General features: G+C 70.6%; 20 protein-coding genes. 3 read left to right on the forward strand and 17 right to left on the reverse strand.

What is annotated here, in order from left to right; translation table 11 throughout:
• Positions 1 to 39: 39 nt before the first annotated feature.
• The 5 genes from OQ789_RS15645 to OQ789_RS15665 all read right to left on the reverse strand — a co-directional run bounded on the left by OQ789_RS15645 (position 40) and on the right by OQ789_RS15665 (position 5,680).
• Positions 40 to 2,898 carry an aminotransferase class I/II-fold pyridoxal phosphate-dependent enzyme gene (locus OQ789_RS15645; RefSeq protein ID WP_324686880.1) on the reverse strand — a complete coding sequence of 953 codons (2,859 nt, stop codon included), beginning with the start codon at positions 2,896 to 2,898 and terminating at the stop codon, positions 40 to 42.
• Positions 2,899 to 2,993: 95 nt separating this feature from the next.
• Positions 2,994 to 3,395 carry an antitermination protein NusB gene (locus tag OQ789_RS15650; RefSeq protein WP_324686882.1) on the reverse strand — a complete coding sequence of 134 codons (402 nt, stop codon included), beginning with the start codon at positions 3,393 to 3,395 and terminating at the stop codon, positions 2,994 to 2,996.
• Entirely contained in the window at positions 3,392 to 3,901 is a 510-nt protein-coding gene (nusB, locus tag OQ789_RS15655) for a transcription antitermination factor NusB (protein WP_324686883.1), read from the reverse strand. The genes OQ789_RS15650 and nusB overlap by 4 nt, the downstream gene beginning before the upstream one ends.
• Positions 3,898 to 4,461: an elongation factor P gene (efp, locus tag OQ789_RS15660; protein WP_066945215.1), complete on the reverse strand. Its 564-nt coding sequence runs from the start codon at positions 4,459 to 4,461 to the stop codon at positions 3,898 to 3,900. The genes nusB and efp overlap by 4 nt, the downstream gene beginning before the upstream one ends.
• A 109-nt stretch (positions 4,462 to 4,570) precedes the next feature.
• Positions 4,571 to 5,680 (reverse strand): aminopeptidase P family protein, encoded by a 1,110-nt coding sequence (locus OQ789_RS15665; protein ID WP_324686884.1) that lies wholly within the window; start codon positions 5,678 to 5,680, stop codon positions 4,571 to 4,573.
• Between the two features lie 33 nt (positions 5,681 to 5,713).
• Between OQ789_RS15665 and OQ789_RS15670 the strand changes: the two genes are divergently transcribed.
• Entirely contained in the window at positions 5,714 to 6,415 is a 702-nt protein-coding gene (locus OQ789_RS15670) for a B-4DMT family transporter (protein WP_324686885.1), read from the forward strand.
• Here OQ789_RS15670 and aroQ read toward each other — a convergent pair.
• The 5 genes from aroQ to OQ789_RS15695 all read right to left on the reverse strand — a co-directional run bounded on the left by aroQ (position 6,412) and on the right by OQ789_RS15695 (position 10,957).
• Positions 6,412 to 6,873: a type II 3-dehydroquinate dehydratase gene (gene aroQ, locus OQ789_RS15675; RefSeq protein ID WP_324686886.1), complete on the reverse strand. Its 462-nt coding sequence runs from the start codon at positions 6,871 to 6,873 to the stop codon at positions 6,412 to 6,414. The two genes, OQ789_RS15670 and aroQ, sit on opposite strands and share 4 nt — an antisense overlap.
• The gene (aroB, locus tag OQ789_RS15680) at positions 6,870 to 7,961 is read right to left on the reverse strand and encodes a 3-dehydroquinate synthase (RefSeq protein WP_324686887.1); all 1,092 of its coding nucleotides are present in this window, start codon (positions 7,959 to 7,961) and stop codon (positions 6,870 to 6,872) included. Before aroB ends, aroQ begins: the two co-directional genes overlap by 4 nt.
• On the reverse strand, positions 7,958 to 8,482 hold the full coding sequence (locus OQ789_RS15685; protein ID WP_324686889.1) for a shikimate kinase: 525 nt from the start codon (positions 8,480 to 8,482) through the stop codon (positions 7,958 to 7,960). The genes aroB and OQ789_RS15685 overlap by 4 nt, the downstream gene beginning before the upstream one ends.
• A complete protein-coding gene (aroC, locus tag OQ789_RS15690; protein ID WP_324686932.1) occupies positions 8,482 to 9,687 on the reverse strand; it encodes a chorismate synthase in 1,206 nt (401 codons plus the stop codon). The genes OQ789_RS15685 and aroC overlap by 1 nt, the downstream gene beginning before the upstream one ends.
• A gap of 73 nt (positions 9,688 to 9,760) precedes the next feature.
• Positions 9,761 to 10,957 carry an acyl-CoA dehydrogenase family protein gene (locus OQ789_RS15695; RefSeq protein ID WP_324686890.1) on the reverse strand — a complete coding sequence of 399 codons (1,197 nt, stop codon included), beginning with the start codon at positions 10,955 to 10,957 and terminating at the stop codon, positions 9,761 to 9,763.
• Between the two features lie 226 nt (positions 10,958 to 11,183).
• On the opposite strand from OQ789_RS15695, the gene OQ789_RS15700 reads away from it, so the two are divergent.
• The gene (locus OQ789_RS15700) at positions 11,184 to 12,257 is read left to right on the forward strand and encodes an LLM class flavin-dependent oxidoreductase (RefSeq protein WP_324686891.1); all 1,074 of its coding nucleotides are present in this window, start codon (positions 11,184 to 11,186) and stop codon (positions 12,255 to 12,257) included.
• A 4-nt stretch (positions 12,258 to 12,261) separates the two neighbouring features.
• On the opposite strand, the gene OQ789_RS15705 is transcribed toward OQ789_RS15700, so the two are convergent.
• The 6 genes from OQ789_RS15705 to OQ789_RS15730 form a co-directional block, all read right to left on the reverse strand.
• Positions 12,262 to 12,699 carry an A24 family peptidase gene (locus OQ789_RS15705; protein WP_324686892.1) on the reverse strand — a complete coding sequence of 146 codons (438 nt, stop codon included), beginning with the start codon at positions 12,697 to 12,699 and terminating at the stop codon, positions 12,262 to 12,264.
• A 10-nt stretch (positions 12,700 to 12,709) separates the two neighbouring features.
• Complete coding sequence (locus OQ789_RS15710; protein ID WP_324686893.1) at positions 12,710 to 13,540, reverse strand: shikimate dehydrogenase; 831 nt, start codon at positions 13,538 to 13,540, stop codon at positions 12,710 to 12,712.
• On the reverse strand, positions 13,515 to 14,765 hold the full coding sequence (locus tag OQ789_RS15715) for an endolytic transglycosylase MltG (RefSeq protein WP_324686894.1): 1,251 nt from the start codon (positions 14,763 to 14,765) through the stop codon (positions 13,515 to 13,517). The genes OQ789_RS15710 and OQ789_RS15715 overlap by 26 nt, the downstream gene beginning before the upstream one ends.
• Positions 14,758 to 15,276 (reverse strand): Holliday junction resolvase RuvX, encoded by a 519-nt coding sequence (gene ruvX / locus OQ789_RS15720; RefSeq protein ID WP_324686895.1) that lies wholly within the window; start codon positions 15,274 to 15,276, stop codon positions 14,758 to 14,760. Before ruvX ends, OQ789_RS15715 begins: the two co-directional genes overlap by 8 nt.
• Positions 15,277 to 17,979, reverse strand: a complete 2,703-nt coding sequence (gene alaS, locus OQ789_RS15725) for an alanine--tRNA ligase (protein ID WP_324686897.1) — start codon at positions 17,977 to 17,979, stop codon at positions 15,277 to 15,279. It abuts the gene before it with no gap.
• A gap of 97 nt (positions 17,980 to 18,076) precedes the next feature.
• Complete coding sequence (locus tag OQ789_RS15730) at positions 18,077 to 18,466, reverse strand: secondary thiamine-phosphate synthase enzyme YjbQ (protein WP_324686933.1); 390 nt, start codon at positions 18,464 to 18,466, stop codon at positions 18,077 to 18,079.
• Between the two features lie 165 nt (positions 18,467 to 18,631).
• On the opposite strand from OQ789_RS15730, the gene OQ789_RS15735 reads away from it, so the two are divergent.
• Positions 18,632 to 19,255, forward strand: coding sequence for a hypothetical protein (locus OQ789_RS15735; RefSeq protein ID WP_324686898.1), 624 nt, complete (start codon positions 18,632 to 18,634; stop codon positions 19,253 to 19,255).
• Positions 19,256 to 19,264: 9 nt separating this feature from the next.
• Here the strand turns inward: OQ789_RS15735 and OQ789_RS15740 are convergent, their stop codons facing one another.
• Positions 19,265 to 20,620: a replication-associated recombination protein A gene (locus OQ789_RS15740; RefSeq protein ID WP_324686899.1), complete on the reverse strand. Its 1,356-nt coding sequence runs from the start codon at positions 20,618 to 20,620 to the stop codon at positions 19,265 to 19,267.
• Positions 20,621 to 20,720: the final 100 nt, after the last annotated feature.

The following is a 20,720-nucleotide window of genomic DNA, read 5'->3' on the forward strand; positions in this document are numbered from 1 at the left end:
CTTGCGGCGTGAACCCGGCTCCGGCACCCGGTTGAGCGCTCAGCCTTCGGCGGCCGACGGCACGGCCCGGGTGCCACCCGCGCCGTTGCGCGCCCCGTTGGTCACCGACGCGTCCGCCGGCAACTCGAACGCCGCGGTCACCGAACCCACCGCCGCCATCGCGGCATTGCGTTGCGCCTCCATGCGCGCCAGCGCGGTATCGGTGAACACCGACAGCCCGAGATCGGGGTTGTACCCGTGGATTTCCTTGACGTCGAGCTGGGCCAGGAAGTACACGATCTCCTTGGATACCACCTGGCCAGGGACCAGCACCGGGAAGCCCGGCGGGTAGGGCACCACGAACGTGGTGGACACCAGGGTCTTGCCCTCGGCCAGTCGCCGCCCGGCCATGCCGATCAGCACGTGTTCGCGGTCGGACTCCTCGTATCCGGCGTAGAACGCCGAGCGCATGTCGCCGAACTTGCACTCATCGACCGGCCGGAACGCCACGTCGAATTCGCTGAAGTCGGGCAGATGCGGCAGATCCTCGGTGATCTCCTCGACATGACGCTCCTGCAATGCCCGGTCGGCGACGCTGGCCTCCTTCTGCGTGCGATCGAAATCCGTTGCCACCCTTCGCAACACATCCAGCAGGTAGTGCACGCTGGACCAGGTGACACCGATCGTGAAGATCAGCAACACGCTGTTGATCGACGTCTTGTTGATCTGGATGCCGAAGCGCTCCATCAGGATCTTCTCGCGGAAGTCGTAACCGTTCATCCCCGTCGCGCCGACGAACAGGGTGACCCGCGTCGCGTCCAGCACGAACTGGTCGGAGCGCCAGGCCTCGTTCCACTCGGCCAGCGCCCCCTGCCGCACCTCGCGGTACGAACTCACCGAGGACGCCCGGAACTCCTCGGGCACCAGATCGGATTCGTCGAGGATGCGGAACCACTTGCTGATCAGCCGGTCTTTGCGCACCCGGTGCCGGAAGACCAGCGCCATGTCGTAGACCTGGCGAACCAGTTGGAAGCCCTCGATGTCGACTTGGCGGCGGGCCAGGTCCAGGGAAGCGAGCAGCTGCTGGTTGGGCGACGTCGAGGTGTGCGTGAGGAACGCCTCGCCGAAGGAGTCGCGGGTGAGCGCGTTGAAATCCTGGTCCCGCACGTGGATCATCGACGCCTGCCGCAGCGCCGACAGCGATTTGTGCGTGGAATGCGTGGCGAACACGCGCACCCGCGCGGTGGCCGGGTCGGGTAGCAGCTCGCGCTCGATCCACTCCGAGCGGTCCACTCCGTCCATCGACGCGGCCCATTTGCGGTATTCCGCAACGTATTCCGGCGACGCCAGCAGCTGCTCGAGGCGCTCGGCGGCCACCATCGCGGTCCGCTGCCGGGCCCACGGCACGGCCGTGGCGAACGCGTACCACGCCTCGTCCCACAAAAAGCAGATGTCCGGCTTGATCGCCAGCACCTCCTGCATGACCTGTAGCGGGTTGTAGACGACGCCGTCGAAGGTGCAGTTGGTCAGCAGCAGCATGCGCACCCGGTGCAGCTGTCCGGCCGCTTCCAGGTCCAGCAGCGCCTGCTTGATGGTGTGCAGCGACACCGCGCCATAGATCGCGAACTGCGGCAGCGGATAAGCGTCCAGGTACAGCGGGTAGGCGCCGGCCAGCACCAGCCCGTAGTGGTGCGACTTGTGGCAGTTGCGGTCGATCAGCACGATGTCGCCGGGGCGGGTCAGCGACTGCACCACGATCTTGTTGGCGGTCGACGTCCCGTTGGTGACGAAGTAGGTGTGGTCGGCGTTCCACGTCTTCGCCGCTTTGTCCATCGCCTTCTTGATGTTGCCGTGCGGGTCCAGTAGCGAGTCGAGACCACCTGAGGTGGTGGAGGTTTCGGCCATGAAGATGTTGCGGCCGTAGAACTCCCCCATGTCCTGCAGCGATCTGGAGTTGAAGATGCTGGCGCCGCGCGCGACGGGCAGCGCGTGGAACTGACCGACCGGCGCAGCGGCATACGCCCGCAGCGCGTCGAAAAACGGTGTGGCATAACGGTTCCGCAAGCCCGCGAGCACCGTGCTGTACAGGTCGGTGACGTCGTTGAGCCGGTAGAACGTGCGGTCGTAGACGTCGGGTTCGGTGTCGTCGCCTGCGGCGATCGACTCGTCGGTGAGCAGATACAGGTCGATGTGGGGACGCAGCTCCCTGATCCACTCGCCGCATTCCACCCAGTCGTTGGCGCTGTCTGGGATGACGCCGCTGGCATCCTCGTTGGGCCCCAACAGGGTGTTCATCAGCGGCAACCGGTCGTGCGAGCGCAGGCACAGGTCGTCGCGGATGATCGCGGCCTGGATCTCGCCGTTCAGCGCGACGGCCGTGATGGCGTCTTCCACGCTGGGCACCACGAGGACCTCGAACTGGATGTCGTCGGAGGAACAACGCAGCGCCCGCAGGCTCTCGGCCAGGCTGTCGTGCGCCGTGCTCGGGGCGTCATCGGCCAGCAGCACCGTGTAGAAATGCTGCTGCTTGGCCTGCGCAACCAACTCCTGGTCGGCCAGCGGCGCCGCCGTGTCGAAAAGCCCCGCGCGGTCGCCGTATTCACCCAGCAGCCGGACCGCGAGGGACACCTCTTCGGACAGCCGCACCGTGGACAGGCTCTCCAGGTGCGCGCGGAAGGTCGCCAGGTTGTCCGCACCCGGGTACAGCCAGTACCGCTCGTAGGCGCCGATGCGGTCCATCAGGCGCTTCACCTTCGCCAGGTCGTGGGTCTTGTCCAGGCCGGCCAAATCGACCTCGGCGAGGTGACGGCAGGCGTCGTCGAGCAGGTTCCAGGTGTCGACCCGGGCGTAGGACGGGTTCGCCACGGCCGCCAGCGCGGACACTCGAAGTCGTCGCGGCTGGGTGGTGTATCGAATCATGACCTCACCTGTTCTTCTCGGATCGCCGCCGCTCACGTTCCGCTCGTATTGTGAACCCGCCGCGCCACGCCCGTGGTCGTTTCACCCCAGCCCGGTCAGCGGTCCGCCTCGTCGTCGCTGTCCACCTCACCCTCGACGAGTCGCTCACGACCCCGGGCGCTGTCCGCCCACCGCAGCACGGGCAGCTCCCAGCGACGGGCCGGCAACTCGGTGACATCGGACAGCGAGCGCACCACGCCCTGCGTCAGCCCCATGATCGCGGCCATCACCGGCAGCAGTGGCTGCAGCGGCCTGGCCGCCGTGCGCACCGTGCTGATCCGGCGGGCGACCACCACCCGTTCCACGCAGTGATACAGCCAGGCGCCCACCCCGAGCGCGTAGATGGAGAGCACCGAGGCGACGATCGTCAGGCCGTAGGCGGCGCAGATCACCGCGCCCACCACCACCGTCGCGGCCAGGACGGCCGCCACGAGCAGGCGCAGCTCCAGCCGGGTCATGGCCGCGGACCGTCATCCTCCGCCGGGCCGGCGGCATCGGGACCCACCGCGCCCCGCACCGCCTCGGCGGCAGCCCTGATCTGCGGCGTCACCAGCATGACGTGGCCGAGCACCCCGTTGACGAAGCCCGGCGAGTCGTCGGTGGACAGCTCCTTGGCCAGCTGGACGGCCTCGTCGACAGCGACCGGCTCCGGCACGTCGTCGGCATACAGCAGCTCCCAGACCGCGACCCGCAGGATGGCGCGGTCCACGGCGGGCAGGCGGTCCAGCGTCCAGCCCTGCAGATGCGAGCTGATCAGGTCGTCGATGTGCACGGCGTGTTCGCCGACGCCGCGGGCCGCCGCGGCCGTATACGGCTGCAGGGGCGCGACGTCGGGGTTCGTCTCGGCGAGCCCGGTGCGCACGTCGACCACCTCCGCCGGGGTCAGCCCACGGGCCTCGGCTTCGAACAGCAGGTCGACGGCCCGTTTGCGGGCCTGGTGGCGTCCCCGCACGGGTTTGCTCACGCGTTGACGCGCCCCAGGTAGCTGCCGTCGCGCGTGTCGACCTTCAGCTTGTCTCCGGTGTTGATGAACAGCGGCACCTGGATCTCGGCCCCGGTCTCGACGGTGGCGGGCTTGGTGCCGGCGCTGGACCGGTCGCCCTGCAGGCCGGGTTCGGTGTGGGTGACCTCCATCTCCACCGACACCGGCAGCTCCAGGTATAACGGCGCCCCGTTGTGGAACGCGACCTGCACCGGCAGCCCCTCCAGCAGGAACCGGGCGGCGTCGCCGACGAGCGACTCGGGCAGCGGGTGCTGCTCGTAGTCCTGGCTGTCCATGAACACGAAGTCCGAGCCGTCGCGGTACAGGTAGGTGGCGTCGCGCCGGTCGACCGTCGCGGTCTCCACCTTCACGCCGGCGTTGTACGTCTTGTCGACGACCTTGCCGGAGAGCACGTTCTTCAGCTTGGTCCGCACGAAAGCCGGGCCCTTGCCGGGTTTGACGTGCTGGAACTCGACGATCTGCCACAGCTGGCCGTCGATCACCAGCACCAGTCCGTTCTTGAAATCGGCAGTGCTTGCCACGGTTCGGTTTATCTCCTCGGGGATGGACAGTCGTCTTGCGGAACTGTCTGGAACTTGTCGGCCAGTTTAGAGCGCGCCGCGGCAGACCCTCGCCGTGCGTGCGGGGGCGCTAGGCCAGAACGGCCAGCTCCTTGGGGAACTTGGTCAGCAATTCGGGGGGTTTGCCGCGCCCCGCGTCCGGCACCACCAGCGTGTCCTCGATGCGCACCCCGCCGCGGCCGGGCAGGTAGACGCCGGGTTCCACGGTCACCACGGATTCGGCCAGCAGTGTGCCGGTGGACGTGGCACCGATGCCCGGTGCTTCGTGTATTTCCAGGCCCACGCCGTGGCCCAGGCTGTGGCTGAACTGCTCGCCGTAGCCCGCGTCCGCGATCACCCCGCGGGCCGCGGCGTCCACGCCGCGCAGGTCGGCGCCCGCGTGCAGCGCCTCCCGGCCGGCCCGCTGCGCGTCGGCGACCAGCTGATAGATCTCCAGCTGCCAGTCGGCGGCCTTGCCGAGCACGAAGGTGCGGGTCATGTCGGAGTGGTAGCCGCCGACCAGCGCACCGAAGTCGATCTTGACGAAATCGCCGTCGGCCAGCGCGGCGTCGGTGGGGCGGTGGTGCGGGATCGCCGAATTCGGGCCCGCGGCCACGATGGTCTCGAACGAGATCGCGTCGGCGCCGTGGTCCAGCATCCGGGCCTCCAGCTCGCGGCCGACCTCGCGTTCGGTGCGGCCCGGCCGCAGGCCGCCGCGCGTCACCAGCTCCGTCAGCGCCGCGTCGGCCGCCTCGCAGGCCAGCCGCAGCAGGGCGACCTCGCCGGCGTCCTTGACTTCGCGCAACGCCTCGACGGTGCCGGCGGCCTTGACCAGCTCGGTGGCCGCCTTCCGCTCGTCCAGCTCGCGGGTCAGGGCGTCGAAGCCGTCGACGGTCACCACGTTGCTTTCGAAGCCCAGCGTGTGCGCGCCGGCCTCGGCGGCGCGCGTGGCCAGGAAGCGCCCTAGCGCCCGTTCGACGGCGACCTCGAGGTCCGGTGCCTGTTCGGCGGCCTGAGTCCGGTATCGCCCGTCGGTGGCCAGCACGGGGCTCCGGTCGTCGGCGAAGACCAGCAACGCGCCGTTGGAGCCGGTAAAACCGGAGAGGTAACGGACGTTCACCAGGTCCGTGACCAGCAGCGCGTCCAGTCCGCCCGCCTCGAGCCGCGCCCTGAGCCTGTCTCGACGTTGTGAATGTGTCACGGGTCTTGACGGTACTCGCTACGCTTTGAGCCCATGAGGAACTGGATGCTGCGCGGATTGGTCTATGCCGCGGCGATGGTCGTCGTCAGGTTGTTCCAGGGTGCGCTGATCAACGCGTGGCAAACACAGGCCGGGTTGTTCAGCGTCGCACTGCTGCTGGTGTTCATCATCGGCGTGGTCGTCTGGGGGATTCGCGACGGCCGGGCCGACGCCATCGCCAACCCGGACCCGGACCGCCGCGGCGATCTGGCGATGACGTGGCTGCTGGCCGGCCTGGTGGCCGGTGTGGTCAGCGGGGCCGTCGCCTGGCTGCTCGCACTCGTCTACACGGGCCTGTACACCGGCGGGCTGATCAACGAGCTGACGACGTTCGCCGCCTTCACCGCGCTGTGCGTCTTCCTGCCCGGAATCATCGGCGTGACCATCGGGCGCTGGCGGGTGGACCGCAATCCACCGCCGCGCCGGCCGGGCACCGATGACGAGCGGGCCGACACCGACGTGTTCTCCGCCGTGCGCGGCGACGACGCGCCCACCGGCGAGATCCCCACGCAGTCCGGAGCCCGGGCGGAGGAGCGCACGGGGTCGGTCGCGACGGCCGAGCGCGACGCGCGCACCGACAAGGTGGCCACCACCGACTCGCCGACCGAGACGATCGCCAAGACCGAGGACGACCCCAAGACCGAGGTGATCCGCACCCGCGGCGACGACGAGCACACCAAGCCCGATAAGGCTTAGCCGTTGGCGCCGGGCTCCCCGGCCAGATAGCGCAGGGCGAGCAGATAGCCCTGCACGCCCAGCCCGACGATCACACCCGTCGCGACCGGGCTCAGGTATGAGTGGCGCCGAAACTCTTCGCGCGCATGGACATTCGAGATGTGCACCTCGATCAGCGGTGCGCTCAGCTCGGCGCAGGCGTCGCGCAGCGCCACCGACGTGTGGGTGAGCCCGCCGGCGTTGAGGATGACCGGTTCGCCCGCGTCCGCGGCCGAATGGATCCAGCTCAGCAGCTCGGCTTCGTCATCGCTCTGCCGCACAACGGCTTTGAGGCCGAGCGCCTCGGCTTCCCGTTCGATCAGCGCGGCCAGCTGATCGTGCGTGGTGTCGCCGTACACGTCGGGCTCGCGGCGGCCCAGCCGGCCCAGGTTCGGGCCGTTGATGACCTGCACGTTGACGTCGTCGCCGCGGCGCGTCATGACGCCTCCGCGATCCCGGAATAGGCGGCCGCCAGCAACGACGGGTCGGGGCCGGCCATCCGGCCCGGCTTGCCCAGGCCGTCGAGGACCACGAACCGCAACACCCCGGCCCGCGACTTCTTGTCCCCCGCCATGTATTCCAGCAATTGCGGCAACGCGCCGGCGTCGTAGCTGACCGGCAGGCCGAGCGCGGACAGAATGGTGCGGTGCCGCAGCGCGGTGTCGTCGTCGAGGCGGCCGGCCAACCGGGCCAGCTCTGCGGCGAACACCAGGCCCACCGACACCGCGGCGCCATGCCGCCACCGGTAGCGCTCGCGACGCTCGATCGCGTGCCCCAAAGTGTGTCCGTAGTTCAGGATTTCGCGCAGCTCCGACTCCTTCTCGTCGGCGGCCACCACCTCGGCCTTGACCACGATCGCACGCCGGATCAACTCCGCGAGCACGTCGCCCGACGGGTCGACGGCGGCTCGCGGATCGGCCTCGATCAGATCGAGGATCACCGGATCGGCGATGAACCCCGCCTTGACGATCTCGGCCATGCCCGCGACAAGCTCGTTGGGCGGCAACGTCTTCAGCGTCGACAGGTCGACCAGGACGGCGTGCGGCTGGTGGAACGACCCGACCAGGTTCTTGCCCGCGTCGGTGTTGATCCCGGTCTTGCCGCCGACGGCGGCGTCGACCATGCCGAGCAGTGTGGTGGGCACGTGCACCACGTCGACGCCGCGCAGCCAGGTGGCCGCCGCGAACCCGGCGACGTCGGTGGCCGCGCCGCCGCCGAGGCTGACCAACGCGTCCTTGCGTCCAATCCCGATGCGGCCCAACACTTCCCACAAGAATCCCACCACCGGGAGGTCCTTGCCCTCTTCGGCGTCCGGGATTTCGATGCGGTGTGCGTCGACGCCCTTGTCCACCAGCCGGGTTCGAATCACCTCGGCGGTCTCGGCCAGCACCGGTTGATGCACGACGGCCACCTTGTGCCGGTCGCGCAGCAGCTCGTCCAGCTCGCCCAGCAAGCCGGTACCGACAATCACCGGGTACGGCGGGTCGACGGCCACCTCGATGGTGACGGGGCCACCGGGATCATTCATGTCGCCGCCCCGGCCGGGGCCTGCAACCGCGAGACGATGTATCGCACCACCGCGCCGGGGTTTCGCCGGTTGGTGTCGACGCGGATGGTCGCGGCCCGCCGGTACAGCGGGCTGCGTTCGGCCAGCAGCGCGCGGTACTTGTCGGCGCGGTCGGGCCCGGCCAGCAGCGGGCGCACGGTGTTGCCGCCGGTGCGCCGAACGCCTTCGGTGGCGTTGATCTCCAGGTAGACGACGGTGTGACCGGCGAGCGCCTGGCGAACCCCGGGGCTGGTGACCGCCCCACCCCCGAGTGACACCACGCCGTCGTGGTCGGCCAGCGCCGCGCGCACCACGGCCTCCTCGATGCGGCGGAACTCCGGCTCGCCTTCGGCGGCGAAGATGTCGGCGATGCGGCGCCCCGTCTGCTGCTCGATGGCCACGTCGGTGTCCAGGAAATCGACGTCGAGCGCCTTGGCCAGCCGCCGGCCGATGGTGGACTTGCCCGACCCGGGCAGGCCCACCAGGACGGCCCTGGGCGCCATCACCCGGTGCCCCGGGCGGCCGGCGCCTCCCGCTCGGCGACCGCGTGCCGGTAGGCCTCGACGTTGCGGCGGGTCTCGGCCAGCGAGTCGCCACCGAACTTCTGCAGCGCCGCGCGGGCCAGCACCAGCGCCACCATGGCCTCGACCACCACACCGGCGGCGGGCACCGCGCACACGTCCGAGCGCTGGTGGATCGCGACGGCCTCGTCACCGGTCGCCATGTCGACCGTGGCCAGCGCCCGCGGCACCGTGGAAATGGGCTTCATCGCGGCGCGCACCCGCAGCGGCTGGCCGTTGGTCATGCCACCTTCCAGCCCGCCCGCGCGGTTGGTCGAGCGGACCACGCCGTCGGGGCCGGGGTACATCTCGTCGTGGGCGCGGCTGCCGCGGCGGCGGGCGGTCTCGAAGCCGTCGCCGATCTCGACGCCCTTGATGGCCTGGATGCCCATCACGGCGGCGGCGAGCTGGCTGTCCAGCCGGTTGTCGCCGCTGGTGAACGAGCCCAGCCCGACGGGCAGGCCGACGACCACCACCTCGACCACACCGCCGAGGGTGTCGCCGTCCTTCTTGGCGGCCTCGATCTCGGCGATCATCGCCGCCTCGGCCGCCTTGTCGAACGCGCGGACCGGGCTGGCGTCGATCGCGGGCAGGTCGCCCGGGCCCGGCGGCGGGCCGTCGTAGGGCTGCGACGGGCCGATCGCGACCACGTGTGAGAGCACCTCGGCGCCGAGCGCCTGACGCAGAAACGAACGGGCGATGGTGGCCGCCGCCACGCGGGCCGCGGTCTCGCGGGCGCTCGCCCGCTCCAGCACCGGCCGGGCGTCGTCGAAGCCGTACTTGAGCATGCCCGCGTAGTCGGCGTGGCCGGGACGGGGCCGGGTGAGCGGCGCATTGCGCGCGCTGTCCGCCAGCTCCGCCGGGTCGACCGGGTCCGCGGCCATCACGGTCTCCCACTTCGGCCATTCGGTATTGCCGATCTCGACGGCGATGGGCCCGCCCAGGGTGACGCCGTGGCGCACCCCGGACAGCACGCTCACCGCGTCCCGCTCGAACGCCATCCGGGCGCCGCGACCGTAGCCGAGGCGGCGACGGGCCAGCTGTTCGGAAATGTCCTGGGAGGTGATCTCCACGCCGGCGACCATGCCTTCGAGCACGGCCACCAGTGCGCGGCCATGCGACTCCCCGGCAGTGATCCAACGCAACACGGGTCCCATCTTCCCATGGCGGCTTCCGAAAGCCGATTCGCGCAGACCGTGGCGGTGCCCGGTCCGCGCGGCTCTAGAAGAAACTGCTCGCGGGCAGGTCCGCGCCGTTGACGGCGATATCGCCGAGCACCCGCGCCTTGTAGACGGTCGGGTTGTGCGAGAACAGCGTCCGCAGGTTGCGCCAGTGCCGGTCCAGCGACGCCGACGCCTGCACGGCCGAGGCGCCCCCGGCGTCGAAGACGCGCGAGGCGGCCCGCAGCGCCGGCTCCTGCATCGCGACCTTGACGCGCGCGGCCGCGATCGACGCCCTGGTTTCCAGCTCGGGATCGATCCCGGTGTCGTGCGCCGCCGCCAGCGCGGGCGCGAGTTCGGCGGCGGCGCTGTGCACCAGCGCCCGCGCGGCGTAGGCCACCGCGTCGATCTCGCCGACGATCGCCAGCAGCTGCGGGTCGGCGGTGGGCGTGTCGACGCTGGCGAAGGTGTAGGTGCGGCCCCGACCGCGCACCAGCGCGGCGGCGTCCTCGGTCAGGGCCCGCAGGATGCCCGCGGCTATCGCGTGCAGGTACAGCTGCATCAGCGCGCCCCGGGCGCGGTTCACCCCGATGGTGTCGGCCATCGGGAACACTTCGTCGGGCGCAACGGCCACGTCGTGGAATACCGTTGTGCCGCTGCCCGTTTGGCGCTGGCCGATGCCGTCCCAGTCGTCGAGGTGCTCGACGCCGGCCCGGTCCGCCGGGATCACCACGGCGGTCGGGGTGTCGTCGTCGTCCTGCGCGGTGACGCGCAGATAGTCGGAGAACTGCGCGCCGGTGCTGTAGAACTTCCGGCCGCGCAGCCGCAGCCCGTCCCTGGTGGCCGTCAGCCGGGTATCACGGTCGTTGCCGCCCACCGACTTCTGGCTCTTTTCCGCGTTGGCGCCGCCGATCAGCCCGCCGTCGGCGACCACCGCGAGCCACCGATCGCTGCCCGGCTGTCGAGGCCGCACCTGTAGCTCCTCGACCAGCGCGTAGTGGATCCGCAGGATGTGCGCCAGGTCGGGATCGGCCGCGGCGAGCGCGATGAGGTGGTCGAAGAATTGGGCCACCGAGTAGCCGGCGCCGCCGTGCTCGCGGGCCAATCGCAGCGCGCCCCACCGCCGGTCCCGGACCAGCTTCAGGCCGTGCAGCGGCGGCTGGGTTTCGCCGCCGGCCAACCGCCGTCGGTAGTCGGCGGCGATCTCGGCGAGCACCCCGTCGCTTGCCGCCGCAGGCTCGTGGAATGCAGGGGCCATGCGAATCAAAGTCCTTCTGGGCGAGTCAGTGTCGTGCGAACGAGTCGTGCGAACGACAACCAGCCCTGAGAGGCTGCCAGGAGCGAACGTTACCCGGCAACGGTTTGCTGCGTGCTGAATTTTTCGCCTGCGCATGGACTTTCATCCGGGCTGATTCCTGCGATGAGCACCAGACGAGCCGCGGCCCGGGTCGCGCCACCGCGGTCGTGTGCCACGATGGTGCCCGGTGGGTCAATTTCTCTGGTACATACCGAATACCGTCGAGCCGGGCCATCGGGGCGACGACACCGTCGACGGCTGGGGCAGCCTGGACTATTCGGTCGATCTCGCCCTGCGCGCCGAGCGACACGGCTGGGAGGGCGCGCTGATCGGGACCGGCTGGGGGCGCCCGGACACGTTCACGGTCGCGACCGCGATCGCCGCGCGCACCACCGGCTTCGCCCCGCTGGTGGCGGTCCGGCCCGGTTACTGGCATCCGGCGCAGTTCGCCAGCGCGGCGGCGACCCTGGATCGGCTCAACGACGGCCGGTTGCTGATCAACATCGTGAGCGGTGCCGACGACGTGGCGGCCTACGGCGACGCCGACCTCGACAAAGCGCGCCGCTATGAGCGCACCCGCGAGTTCATCCGGCTGGTTCGCCGGTTGTGGAGCGAGGACGACATCACCTTCCGCGGCGAATTCTTCGGCGTCGAACACTCGACGCTGCGGCCGCGCCCGCTCGGCGCGGCCGACGGCCGGTACCCGAAGCTCTACTTCGGCGGGGCGTCGGCGGCCGCCGAGCAGGTCGCCGCGACCGACGCCGACGTCCAACTGTTCTGGGGCGAGTCGCTCGACGGGATCGCCGAGCGCATCGACCGGCTGAAGTCGTTGTCCGCCAAGCTGGGTCGCGAGCACGCGCCGCTGGAGTTCGGCCTCCGGGTGACGACCCTGGTGCGCGACACGTCCGAGCAGGCCTGGCGCGACGCCGAGGCGAAGGTCGCCACGCTGGCCGGCACGCCGACCATGCTGCTGCTGCACGACCCGGCGGGGTCGGAGGGTCAGCGCCGGCTCAAGGACCTCGCCGGACGCGCGGAGGTGCTCGACTCCTGCCTCTACACGGCGCCGAGCAGGTACGGCGGCGAGGGCGCGGGCACGACATGGCTGGTCGGCTCGGCCGTCGAGGTCGCCGCCGCGCTGCAGAAATACGCCGACCTCGGGGTCAGCCATTTCGTGTTGTCGGACACCCCGTACAAGTCCGAGGCCGTCAGGCTGGGTGACCAGCTGTTGCCGCTGCTGCGGCCCACCGCCGGGGCGAACTGAGACGTCACAGCAACGCCAGCGCCACACTCGCCGCGCTGGCCAGACACATCGACGGTCCGTGCGGCACCGCCGCCGGGGTGTGGGCACCGCCGCGAAGCCGGGCCAGTACCCCGAGCAGCGCGGTCAGCAGCGGCGCGCCCAGCGCCGCGAGAAACCAGGCGCCCACGCCGAAGCACCCGGTCAGCGCACCCAGGCCGAGGGCCAGCTTGACGTCACCGGCGCCCATCGCGCCCGGTGCGGCGCAGTGCACCAGCAGGTAGATCGTGGTCAACGCCACGGTTCCGGCCAGCGCCGCCGGCCCGCGCCCGGCCGCCGTCGCGACCGCCAGGACCGCCGCGGCCCCGGGCAGCGTCAGCGCGTTGGGCAGGCGCCGTTCGCGCAGGTCGTGGCGGCTCAACGCCGCCAGCCAGGCCAGCACCGCGGCCGCCGCCACAATCCCCATCCGCGGCAGGCTAGTTCGGTGGGCTCACCGCACAAGTCATCGCCTCGCGCGGGGCGGGCAGTCCCGTGAACTGTTCCACCTGCGCGAAAGCCTGATGCAGCAGCATCTGCAGACCGCTGACCACCCGGCCGCCCGCGGCGCTCACCGCGGCGGCCAGCGGCGTGGGCCACGGGTCGTAGACCGCGTCCAGCAGCACCCCGATGCGCTCGAAGGTGCCCACGTAGCGCGCGGCCACGTCCGCCGGGATGGTGCTGACCAGCACCTCGGCGCCGGCCACCTCGTCGGCCAGCCCGTCACCGCCCAGGGCGCAGAACCGCGTCGGCACGCCCAGTTGCGCGCCCAGGTCCACCAGCCGGGCCGCCTTGCCGGGATTGCGGGCCACCACGGTGATGCCCGCGACGCCCAATTGCGCCAGCCCGGCGACGGCGGCCGGCGCGGTGCCGCCCGATCCACAGACGAGCGCCCATCCAGAGGCGGTGCCCAGCGCCCCGGCGACCCCGTCGATGTCGGTGTTGTCGGCCCGCCAACCCGTCGGCGTGCGCACCAGAGTGTTGGCCGACCCCACCCGCTGCGCACGGTCGGTGCGCTCGTCGGCGAAGCGCAGGGCGGCGAACTTGCCGGGCATGGTTACCGACACCCCGACCCACTCGGGCCCGAACCCGCCGACCACGCCGGGCAGCTGGCCGGCGTCGCATTCGATGCGGTCGTAGGTCCAGCCGGCCAGGCCGAGCGCGCGGTAGGCGGCCAGGTGCAGTTGCGGGGACTTCGAGTGCGCGATCGGCTTGCCGAGCACGGCCGCCTTACGTGGGCCCGCGCTAGCGGGGTGTGCTGTCGAGGACACCGTTGTGCTTGGCCAGCTCGATGTTGGCCAGGTGTTGTTGATAGTCGCGGGTGAACAGCGTGGTGCCCTGGGCGTCGATGGTGACGAAGTACAGCCAATCGCCCGGCTGCGGGTGCTCGGCGGCCTTGAGCGCGTCGGTGCCGGGCGAACAGATCGCGGTGGCAGGCAGGCCCTGCGACACGTAGGTGTTCCACGGCGTCTTCAGCGCCCGGTCGGCGTCACTGGTGGCCACCTCGCGGCGGTCCAGCGGGTAGTTGACCGTCGAGTCGAACTCGAGCGTGTGGCGGGCGTGCAGGCGGTTGTAGATGACCTGTGCGACCTTGGCGAAGTCCTGGGCGTTGGACTCCTGCTGCACCAGCGACGCCACCACCAGGATGTCGTACGGCGACAGGCCCATCGCCTGGGCGGTGTCCACCAGCCCGGACTTCGCGTCGTCCTCGGCTCCGGCCCCGATCAGGGTCGCCAGGATGCTCTCCGGCGACGCGGAGGGATCGACGTTGAAGGTGCCGGGTGCGATCAGGCCCTCGATGCGGCGGTGGTCCTTGCCAAGCTCGTTGACCGGCTCGAGGGCCCACGGCGGCACCGACAGCGCCGTCGTGCTGCTGTTGGTGGCGGCCGCGCGCAGGTCGGGCGCCGAGACGCAATGCGTGTCGCCGTCGAGGTCCACACAGGTCGCGCGCGAGATCAGGGTCAGGATGCCCGGCGTCACCACGTTGGTCTTCATGTCGGTGGTGTCGTCGAGCTGACGGCCCTCCGGGATGACCAGCCGGCCCACCCGGCTGTTCGGGTCGGTCAGCCGTGCGACCGCGTTGGCCGCCGGGATCTCGGTGCGCATCCGGTAGAAGCCGGGCTGAATCGCGTTGATCGCGCTGTTGCCGTGCGCGGCGTTGACGAACGCCCGCACCGTCTTGATGACCTGCTCTTTTTGCAGCGTCTCGCCGATGTTGGTGGTCGAGTCGCCGGACTGAACCTGGATCACCAGGTCCCGCTTGCCGCTGCCGCTGTAGTCGTCACCGGCGCCGAACAGGACGTGCCACACCCTGCCGCCCACCACGACGGCGGCGAGCACCACCACGGCGAACAACGCGAGCGCGACCTTGACAACGAATCGGCGCCGCCTGCGGCCCCGCTCGGCCTTGTTGCGGGCGACGCGGCTCGATTTGCGCCGGGGCGGCGGGCCCACCGCCTCGGGCTCCGCCCGTTCCCGGCGTGCGCTGTCAACCATCGCCGGGCTCCCCCGCCAGCGCCGCCCGGCGCTGATCCAGCCAGCTCTGCAGGATCGCCACCGCCGCCGCCTGATCGATCACCGCACGCTGCTCTCTGGCCCGCACCCCCGCCGCGCGCAGCGACCGCTGCGCGGCCACGGTGGTGAGCCGCTCGTCGGCCAGCCGCACCGGAGTGGGCGGAACTCGGCGGGCCAGCACTTCCGCCAGTTCGCCGGCCACCTCGATCGCGTCGATCGCCGACGGCCCGGTCCGGTCGGTCAGCGTGCGCGGCAGCCCGACGACCACCTCGACGGCCTCGAGCTCGGCGGCCAGCGCGGCCAGCCGGCGCAGGTGCCTGCCGTTGCGGTCACGGCGGACGGTTTCGACTGGAGTGGCCAGGATGGCGTCCGGGTCGCTGCAGGCCACGCCGATGCGGACGCTGCCCACGTCGATGCCGAGGCGTCGTCCCCGGCCCGGGTCCTGGTGCGGATCGCCGGGCCGGTCAGGCACGCGGTGCTGTGCGGCGACCACTCAGTCGACCCGCGCTATCACGGCGATCTCGGAACGCACCGCGTCCAGCGCCGCGTCGATGCCGGCCGGATCCTTGCCGGAACCCTGCGCCAAGTCCGCCTTGCCGCCGCCGCGCCCGTCGACGGTCGCGGCAAGCTGCTTGACCAGGTCGTTGGCGCGCAGCCCGAGATCCTGGGCGGCCGGGTTGGCCGCGACCGCGTAGGGCACCGACCCGCCGTCTCCCTCGGCGATGAGCGCGACCACGGCAGGATCGCTGCCCAGCCTGCCGCGGATGTCGCCGACCAGGGAGCGCAGGTCGCCCGCCGTCATCCCGCCCGACATCCGTTGCGCCACCACCCGGACGTTACCGATACGCTCCGCGCCGGCCGCGGCGTTGGTCGCGGCGGCCCGCGCGCCGGCCAGCCGGGCGCGTTCGAGTTCCTTCTCCGCGGCCTTGAGCCGCTCCACCAGGTTGGCCACCCGGGCGGGCACCTCTTCGGACGGCACCTTCAGCGACGACGCCAGCCCCGCCATCAGCGCGCGTTCCCTGGCCAGGTGCCGGAACGACTCCAGCCCGACGTAGGCCTCCACGCGGCGCACCCCCGAACCGACCGAGGACTCGCCCAGGATCGTCACCGGACCGATCTGGGCCGAGTTGTGCACGTGGGTTCCGCCGCAGAGCTCCAGCGAGAACGGGCCGCCGATCTCCACCACCCGGACCTCGTCGGGGTAGGTCTCCCCGAACATGGCCATCGCGCCCATCGCCTTGGCCTTCTCCAGCTGCTCGGTGAAGGTGTGCACCTCGAAGTCGGCCTGCACGGCCTGATTGGTCACCTCTTCGACCTGGGTGCGCTGCTCCTCGGACAGCGGCCCCTGCCAGTTGAAGTCAAACCGCAGGTAGCCCGGCCGGTTCAGCGACCCGGCCTGAACGGCGTTGGGGCCCAGCACCTGTCGCAACGCGGCGTGCACCATGTGGGTGCCCGAGTGCCCCTGGGTGGCGCCCCGGCGCCACTGCGGGTCGACCGCAGCGACCACGGTGTCGCCCTCCACGAACTCACCTGACTCGACGTTGACCCGATGCACCCACAGGGTTTTGGCGATCTTCTGCACATCGGTGACCGCGGCTCGGGCACTCTGCCCGGCGCCCGTCCCGCTGATGGTGCCCTCGTCGGCGATCTGGCCGCCGGCCTCGGCATACAGCGGGGTGCGGTCCAGCACGAGCTCGACCCGGTCGGCCCCCTCGGTGCCGTGGGTGGCCACCGGAACCCGCTTGCCGTCCACAAAGATGCCCAGAACCTTTGCCTCGGAAGTCAATTCGTCAAAGCCGGTGAACTCGGTGGGTCCGGCGTCGACGAGCTCGCGGTAAGCCGTCAGGTCGGCGTGGGCGTGCTTGCGCGCCGCGGCGTCGGCCTTGGCGCGGCGGCGCTGCTGGGCCATCAACTCCCGGAAGCCGACCTCGTCCACCCGCAGGCCGGCCTCGGACGCCATTTCCAGCGTGAGCTCGATCGGGAACCCGTACGTGTCGTGCAGCGTGAACGCGTCAGATCCTGAAATAGCTTTGGCGCCAGAGGCTTTAGTGGTGCCGGCGACCTCGTCGAACAGCTTCGAGCCCGCCGCCAGCGTGCGGTTGAAGGCGGTCTCCTCGGCGACGGCGATGCGCCGGATCCGGTCGAAGTCGGCGACCAGTTCGGGATACGACGGACCCATCGCGTCGCGCACGGTGGCCATCAGGTCACCGACGATCGGCCCCTCGATGTCGAGCAGCTTGGCCGAGCGGATCACCCGGCGCAGCAACCGGCGCAGCACATAGCCGCGGCCGTCGTTGCCGGGCGTGACGCCGTCGCCGATCAGGATGGCCGCGGTGCGGCTGTGGTCGGCGATCACCCGGTAGCGCACGTCGTCGTCGTGGTTGCCTGCGTCGTACCCGCGCGGCGCCCGCGCCGCCGCCGCGTCGATGACGGGCCGCAACAGGTCGGTCTCGTAGACGTTGTGCACGCCCTGCAGGATGAAGGCGACCCGCTCCACACCCATGCCGGTGTCAATGTTCTTGCGGGGCAACGGCCCCAGGATCTCGAAGTCGGCCTTGCCGGTGCCCTCGCCGCGTTCGTTCTGCATGAACACGAGATTCCAGATCTCGATGTAGCGGTCCTCGTTGGCCACCGGGCCGCCCTCAACACCGAACTCCGGCCCCCGGTCGTAGTAGATCTCCGAGGACGGGCCGCACGGGCCGGGGATGCCCATCGACCAGTAGTTGTCCTCCATGCCGCGGCGCTGGATGCGATCCTCGGGCAGCCCGGCGATCTCCCGCCACAGCTGCACGGCCTCGTCGTCGTCGAAAAAGACCGTCGCCCAAAGCCGTTCGGGCTCAAGGCCGTAACCGCCCCGCTCGACGCTGTTGGTCAGCAGGGTCCAGGCCAGCTCGATGGCGCGGCGCTTGAAATAGTCCCCGAACGAGAAGTTGCCGGCCATCGCGAAGAACGTGTTGTGCCGGGTGGTGATGCCGACCTCGTCGATATCGGGCGTGCGGATGCACTTCTGAATGCTGGTGGCGGTCGAGTACGGCGGCGTGCGCTGCCCCAGGAAGTAGGGCACGAACTGGACCATGCCCGCGTTGACGAACAGCAGGTTGGGGTCATCGAGGATCACCGATGCGCTCGGCACCTCGGTGTGGCCCGCCTTCACGAAATGATCAAGAAACCGCTTCCTGATCTCGTGTGTCTGCACTTTCGGAGTCCGCTTCTTCCCTATTACTTCCAAGGCTGTCTGACGACGCTGTCGACCGCAAACAGTACCTGCACCGCCGCCGCCCAGTCCCTGGCCGCTAACCCTCCAGGAAGCTCAGCCGGACCGAGCGTTGCGGGTTGTCCCGGTTCAGGTCGACCAGGACGATGCTCTGCCACGTGCCCAGCATCGGTTCCCCCGCCGACACCGGAACCGTCACCGACGGCGCGACGAGCGCCGGCATCACGTGGTCGGCGCCGTGGCCCGCGGAGCCGTGCGCATGCCGGTACCGATCGTCGCGCGGCAGCAGCCGTTCCAGCGTGTCGACCAGGTCGTCGTCGGAACCCGCGCCGGTCTCGATGATGGCCACACCGGCCGTCGCGTGCGGGACGAAAACATTGCACAGACCGTCCCCGCGCGACCAGCAGAACCCGCGCACCGCCTCGGTCAGATCGACGACGCGGCGGCGCGAAGTGTCGACGTCCAACACATCGGTGTGCACCCGGCCCAGCCTACGGCGCGGGCCGCGACACCGGCCAATCCACTGTGAGCGCCGCCACAATTGGGCATTGCGGTGACTAACCGGCAGGAGGAAGGTATCGGGTGAGACCGGTGGCGCCACCGGGGCGCCGCCCCGACACAGGAGGGGCCGACCGTGTACGCACGCTCCACCACCATCCAGGCGCAACCCCTGTCGGTCGACATCGGAATTGCGCACGTTCGCGATGTCGTCATGCCCGCCCTCACCGAGCTCGACGGGTGTGTGGGGCTGTCGCTGTTGGTCGACCGGCAATCCGGCACCTGCATCGCGACCAGCTCCTGGGAAAGCATCGACGCGATGCGCGGCAGCGCCGAGCGGGTCGCGCCCATCCGTGACCGCGCCGCGCTGATGTTCGACGGCAGCGCCCGGGTCGAGGAATGGGACATCCCGTTGCTGCACCGCGACCACCCCTCCCGCCCCGGCGCGTGCGTGCGCGCCACCTGGCTCAAAGTGGTGCCGGATCAGCTGAGCCGGTCGCTGGACTTCTACCGGATGGCTGTGCTGCCCGAGTTGGAGCACCTCGACGGGTTCTGCAGCGCCAGCCTGATGGTCGACCACCCCGCCTGCCGTCGCGCGGTGACCTGTTCCACGTTCGACTCCATGGAGGCGATGGCCCGCAACCGCGACCGCGCCAGCGAACTGCGCAGCAGGCGGGTACGCGAGCTGGGCGCCGAGGTGATCGACGTCGCCGAGTTCGAGTTGGCGATCGCGCAGCTGCGGGTGCCCGAGCTGGTCTGACCCCGGCGGTCAGCCCCGGGCGCGGCGGATGATCGCGCGCAGCCGGTCCAGCCGGCCGGCCATCTCGCGTTCCGCGCCGCGGCCGGTGGGCCGGTAGTAGTCGGTTCCCACCAGCTCGTCCGGCGAATATTGTTGCGCGACAACACCATCCGGGTGATCGTGGGAGTACTGGTAGCCCTGCGCGTTACCCAGCCCCGCGGCACCCGAATAGTGCCCGTCGCGCAGATGAGGTGGAACGAGGCCGGCCTTGCCGGCCCTGATGTCTGCCATCGCCGCGGCCAGGGCCGTGGTGACCGCGTTCGATTTCGGCGCGGTGGCCAGATAGATCGTGCAGTGCGCCAGGGTGAGCTGCGCCTCGGGCATACCGATCAGCGCCACCGTCTGCGCGGCCGCGACCGCGACCTGCAGCGCGGCCGAGTCGGCGATGCCGATGTCCTCGCTGGCCAGGATCATCAGCCTGCGTGCCACGAACCGCGGGTCCTCGCCGGCGACGAGCATGCGGGCCAGGTAGTGCAGCGCGGCGTCCACGTCGGAGCCGCGGACGGACTTGATGAAGGCGCTGATGACGTCGTAGTGCTGGTCGCCGTCGCGGTCGTAGCGCACCGCGGCCTCGTCCAGGGACTGCTCGACGGCCGCGACGGTCAACTCGCCGCCGGGCTCGACCGCCTCGGCTGCGACCTCCAGCGCCGTCAGCGCGCGGCGGGCGTCGCCCGCGGCCAGCCGCACCAGCAGGTCGACCGCCTCGGGCGCGACCGTGACCTGGCCGCCCAGCCCGCGCGGGTCGCCGACCGCGCGCTGCACCACGGCCCGGACGTCGTCGGCGCTCAGCGGCCGCAACTGCAGGATCAGCGAGCGCGACAACAGGGGCGCCACCACCGAGAACGATGGGTTCTCCGTGGTCGCCGCCACCAGCAGCACCACCCGGTTCTCCACGGCGGACAGCAGGGCGTCCTGCTGGGTCTTGGAAAACCGGTGCACCTCGTCGATGAACAGCACCGTCTGCTCGCCGCGAAGCAGCCCGGTGCGCGCTTTTTCGATTACCGCCCGGACGTCTTTGACGCCGGCCGACAGGGCCGACAGCGCCTCGAACCGGCGGCCGGTCGCCTGCGAGATCAGCGCGGCCAGCGTCGTCTTGCCGCTGCCGGGCGGCCCGTACAGGATGGCCGACGCCACGCCAGATCCCTCTACCAGGCGGCGCAGCGGCGACCCGGGTGCCAACAGGTGGTCCTGCCCGACCACCTCGTCCAGCGACGCCGGACGCATCCGGACCGCCAGGGGCGCGGTGCCCGACACGCCCAGCCCATGATCGCTTGACTGCGGCGCGCCGGGCAGGTCAAACAGACCGTCGGACACGGCTTCAGGCATACCACGAAGCCGCGACACGGCGGCGACTCACATGGCAGGCTCCCGAAGCCGCCGGATTCTTGTTAAGTTCTGCGACGCATGCCCCAGAACGTCGACGACG

The organism is Mycobacterium sp. 94-17, from assembly GCF_035617725.1.
Taxonomy (GTDB): Bacteria; Actinomycetota; Actinomycetes; order Mycobacteriales; family Mycobacteriaceae; genus Mycobacterium.